Annotated in this window: 5 protein-coding genes; 1 reads left to right on the top strand and 4 read right to left on the bottom strand. The window is 63.0% G+C overall.

Going from position 1 to position 3,275, the window contains the following annotated elements; genetic code table 11:
- Together HNS03_RS25570 and HNS03_RS25565 are read right to left on the bottom strand one after the other, a co-directional pair.
- Positions 1-377: EamA family transporter (locus HNS03_RS25570; RefSeq protein WP_367198866.1), on the bottom strand; the 377-nt coding region annotated here is incomplete at its 3' end.
- Between the two features lie 19 nt (positions 378-396).
- The gene (locus HNS03_RS25565) at positions 397-1,278 is read right to left on the bottom strand and encodes a DMT family transporter (protein WP_367198865.1); all 882 of its coding nucleotides are present in this window, start codon (positions 1,276-1,278) and stop codon (positions 397-399) included.
- A 107-nt stretch (positions 1,279-1,385) separates the two neighbouring features.
- Here HNS03_RS25565 and HNS03_RS25560 point away from each other — a divergent pair, with 107 nt between their 5' ends.
- Positions 1,386-1,862, top strand: a complete 477-nt coding sequence (locus HNS03_RS25560; protein WP_367198864.1) for an Lrp/AsnC family transcriptional regulator — start codon at positions 1,386-1,388, stop codon at positions 1,860-1,862.
- Between the two features lie 199 nt (positions 1,863-2,061).
- On the opposite strand, the gene HNS03_RS25555 is transcribed toward HNS03_RS25560, so the two are convergent.
- Both HNS03_RS25555 and HNS03_RS25550 read right to left on the bottom strand, forming a co-directional pair.
- Entirely contained in the window at positions 2,062-2,805 is a 744-nt protein-coding gene (locus HNS03_RS25555) for a sulfite exporter TauE/SafE family protein (RefSeq protein WP_367198863.1), read from the bottom strand.
- Between the two features lie 81 nt (positions 2,806-2,886).
- Positions 2,887-3,264, bottom strand: a complete 378-nt coding sequence (locus HNS03_RS25550) for a helix-turn-helix domain-containing protein (protein ID WP_367198867.1) — start codon at positions 3,262-3,264, stop codon at positions 2,887-2,889.
- Positions 3,265-3,275 lie beyond the last annotated feature (11 nt).

Raw genomic sequence — 3,275 nt, 5'->3', positions numbered from 1 at the left:
ATGATCGCCGTGGCCGCGGGGGTAAGGCCCGCAACCACGGCGCCGTGTACCGACGGCACGCTTTCGAGCGCGAGCGCAATGAAGAACGGATAGCCGACGGCGAGGCCAAGCCCCATGACCAGTAGGCTGGGCAAGAGATCCCGACGGGGTAGCGTCCATCCGCGTACGGCCGACAGATAGATGGCGCCGAGCACACCGGCGATCACGATCCGGGCGCAGGTGATGCTCAGCGGCGAGAAGTCGGCGACCGCCGCTCGCGTCGCGACGAGCGTGCCGCTGAAGCCCAGCATGCCGAGGAAGCCGAAGGCGACGCCCGCCGACAAGGCGCCGTCCGCGGAAGATGGGGGCTGGCTCTGTTGTTCCGGTTTTCCGATCATCTTCGTTTCTTGGGTCGGACTAGACGTCGGCCGGTCTGTGGATCGCGATCCCGGCCATGACCAGGACGATGCCGAGCAGGTCCTGCGGCGTCGGAATCTGGGCGAGGACGATGGCCGCGATAACCGTCGCGGTGGCCGGCAGCAGCGCGAGCAGCAGGGCAAAGCTTGCGCGCGGCAGGCGCGACATGGCGAGTTGGTCGCAGACATAAGGAACCACGGACGAGCACACGCCGACCCCGATCCCGGCGAGAACCAGCTCGATGGCACCGAACGCCCGTGCCGCCTCGACGATCCCGATGGGCATCACGATGACGAAGGCGATGGCCATGGCCGCGCCGAGTCTCTCCACGCCCTGGTTCGCCCCGCTCGCGGCTGCGCGGTGGCCGAGCAGGATGTAGCCGGCGAACAGCGCCGCGTTGAGCGCCGACCAGAACAGCCCCCAGGGGTCCGTCGCCCACTTGATGTCGATGAGGACGAACACGCCGACGACGGCGAGCGCGAGCGCCAGCGCATTGCGGCCAGTGCGCAGTCCGTAGAGGGCCACGCCGATCGTGCCGACGAACTCCATCGCCGCCACCAAACTCATCGGCAGCCTGTCGAGCGCAAGGTAAAAGGATGTGTTCATGACCGCGAGGCACAGCCCGAGGCCGATGAGCAGAAGCCGGGTGCGTCCGTCCGCCGCCCGAAGTGTCCGCCACGGTCGGGTGACGGGGGCGAAGATCAATGCCGCCGAGGCGATCCGGAACCAGGCAACCCCCAGGACGCCCACGGCCGGGAACAGCAGCACGGCGAAGCTCGGCCCCAGATAGTGGAACACCGCGCTGACGCCGAACCAGGCATGCGGGGGGACGGTCTCGGCGGCGCGGTTGAGGCGCTGGGCGGAGGATGTATCGGATGGCATGGGGCACCTCCTTCGCTGGATTATATTTTGAAGGAGAAAGTCCGCGTTATATATAGAAGCTTCGTGTTATAAGGCCCGAATCGTATTCGGATACATGGTAGAAAACGATGAAACGCCTTAATTATGAAAATGGCGATGTCGACGCGGTCGATGACGTGATCCTGCGTAGCCTCGTCGCGAATGCGCGGACGACGACAGCGGAGCTGGCGCGAAAAGTCGGTCTCTCCGCGCCGAGTGTCGCGGAGCGTGTGAAGCGCCTTGAAGAGGCGGGTGTCATCACGGGTTACAGCGCCGATCTGGCGCCGGACGCGCTCGGCCTGCCGATCGCGGCGTGGCTGCGAATCCGGCCGATGCCTGGCGCGCTGGCACAGGTTGCGGAGACGATCCGCAACATTCCCGAGATCACCGAGTGCGACCGGATAACCGGGGAGGACTGTTTTCTCGCGCGGGCGCACGTCCAGTCCGTGGGGGATTTGGAGCGCGTCATCGACCTGATCATTCCGCACGCGATGACGAACACTTCCATCATCCAGTCGTCGCCGGTTAAACGACGCCTGCCACCGTTGCCGGTTGCCAATGAGTGACCATACGTTATTTGCCAACGTCTATAGGTAACGAGCCGGCCGGGGAAATTATGGCCAGCCAAGGCCAGCAAGACCTTGGAGATTGGTCGTAGCTCGTTGTTGAATGTAGAGCGGTTGAATTCGGCATTGTCTGATTTTCGATTTATAGTGTTGAGGTTTATTGGATCCCGCTTGTTCAAGCGCGAAGTAGATGCGGACGTCAGGTGACGAAGTAGTAGACCGAGAGCACCAATCCGAGGGAGACAATGAACCCGCGCAGGACACGTGCCGGGATGTGCCGGGCGAGCCGCGCGCCAAGGTAACCCCCCGCGACAGCACCCAGGAGCACGACGACGGTGCTCGGCCAATGGACGAGTTCGGCTCCGATAAAGATCGCAGCCGAGATCGTGGTGATTACTGCGGCCAGAAGATTCTTCTGAGCGTTGGCGCTCTGGACATCGGATACGCCGATCATGGTTAGCGCGGCCATTAGCAACACGCCCAGGCCGGCTCCGAAGTAGCCACCGTACACGGCGAAGATGAACTGGATCGCGGTCGACCCACTGGGCGAGTCAAGGTTCATTCGAGCGATCAGTCTATTGAGCTTGGCTGCGGCCCAGAAAATCGCTGTGGCTAAGGCCAACAACCACGGCACAAGTTCGGTGAAGGCGGCTTCACCGGTCGCCAACAGCAGCAGTGCGCCGAAGCTGCCGCCGACAGCGGCAATGGCGGCGCGTCTCAGCAGGGTTCGCCCCGGCATTCTGAGTTCGCGGCGATACGCTGGTACGGCTGCCGCGTGTCCGGGATAAATCGCGATCGCGTTGGACGCGTTAGCCGTCACGGGGTCCAGCCCGGTGGCGATAAGCGCCGGAAAGGTGAAAAAGGTGCCGCCTCCGGCAATGGCGTTGGCCGCCCCACCGAGCACACCCGCCGAGATTAAAACTGCAATTGTCGAACCATCCACGACCGATTTCTCGTCAAACCTATCGTTAGGTTCGACGGTATACGGAGGGGACGAAGCAGTCTGGAACGCCTGTGATCGGTGCTACGCGAAAGCAGCGCCGTAACGCGCCGGACTGGTGCCGAACGCCGTAAAAAACATGCGACCTAAATGGCTTTGGTCGCTGAAGCCAGCTTCATACGCGGCGGAGGCCACGGGCTGTCCAGCACGTAACAGCCGGCGAGCTTTGTTAAGCCGGCGAGCGACGACATAGGTGTGTGGAGGAATGCCATGTAGGCGAGTGAAGCTACGGGTGTATCCTTCGCGCGACATCCCAAGGCGGTGAGCAATATTGGCTATAGGCGTGCCGCTACAAAGCTGTTGTCGGCTGGCCGTCAAACGCCGAACAAAGGGATTTGTTTCCGCTGTTTGCGCCGCCGCCCGACGGCATTGCCAGCGCCCCGACCGCCAGGGGAGACCCATAGCGTCATAGC

Source organism: Amorphus sp. 3PC139-8 (assembly GCF_040750475.1).
Lineage (GTDB): Bacteria > Pseudomonadota > Alphaproteobacteria > Rhizobiales > Amorphaceae > Amorphus.
The sequence above is the reverse complement of the archived record's forward strand: the minus strand, read 5'-3'. Positions and strand labels throughout refer to the sequence as shown.

Coding starts and splice junctions, on each gene's coding strand:
- HNS03_RS25560 (WP_367198864.1), top strand. CDS start 1,386: ATGAAACGCCTTAATTATGAAAATGGCGATGTCGACGCGGTCGATGAC.
- HNS03_RS25550 (WP_367198867.1), bottom strand. CDS start 3,264: ATGGGTCTCCCCTGGCGGTCGGGGCGCTGGCAATGCCGTCGGGCGGCG.
- HNS03_RS25565 (WP_367198865.1), bottom strand. CDS start 1,278: ATGCCATCCGATACATCCTCCGCCCAGCGCCTCAACCGCGCCGCCGAG.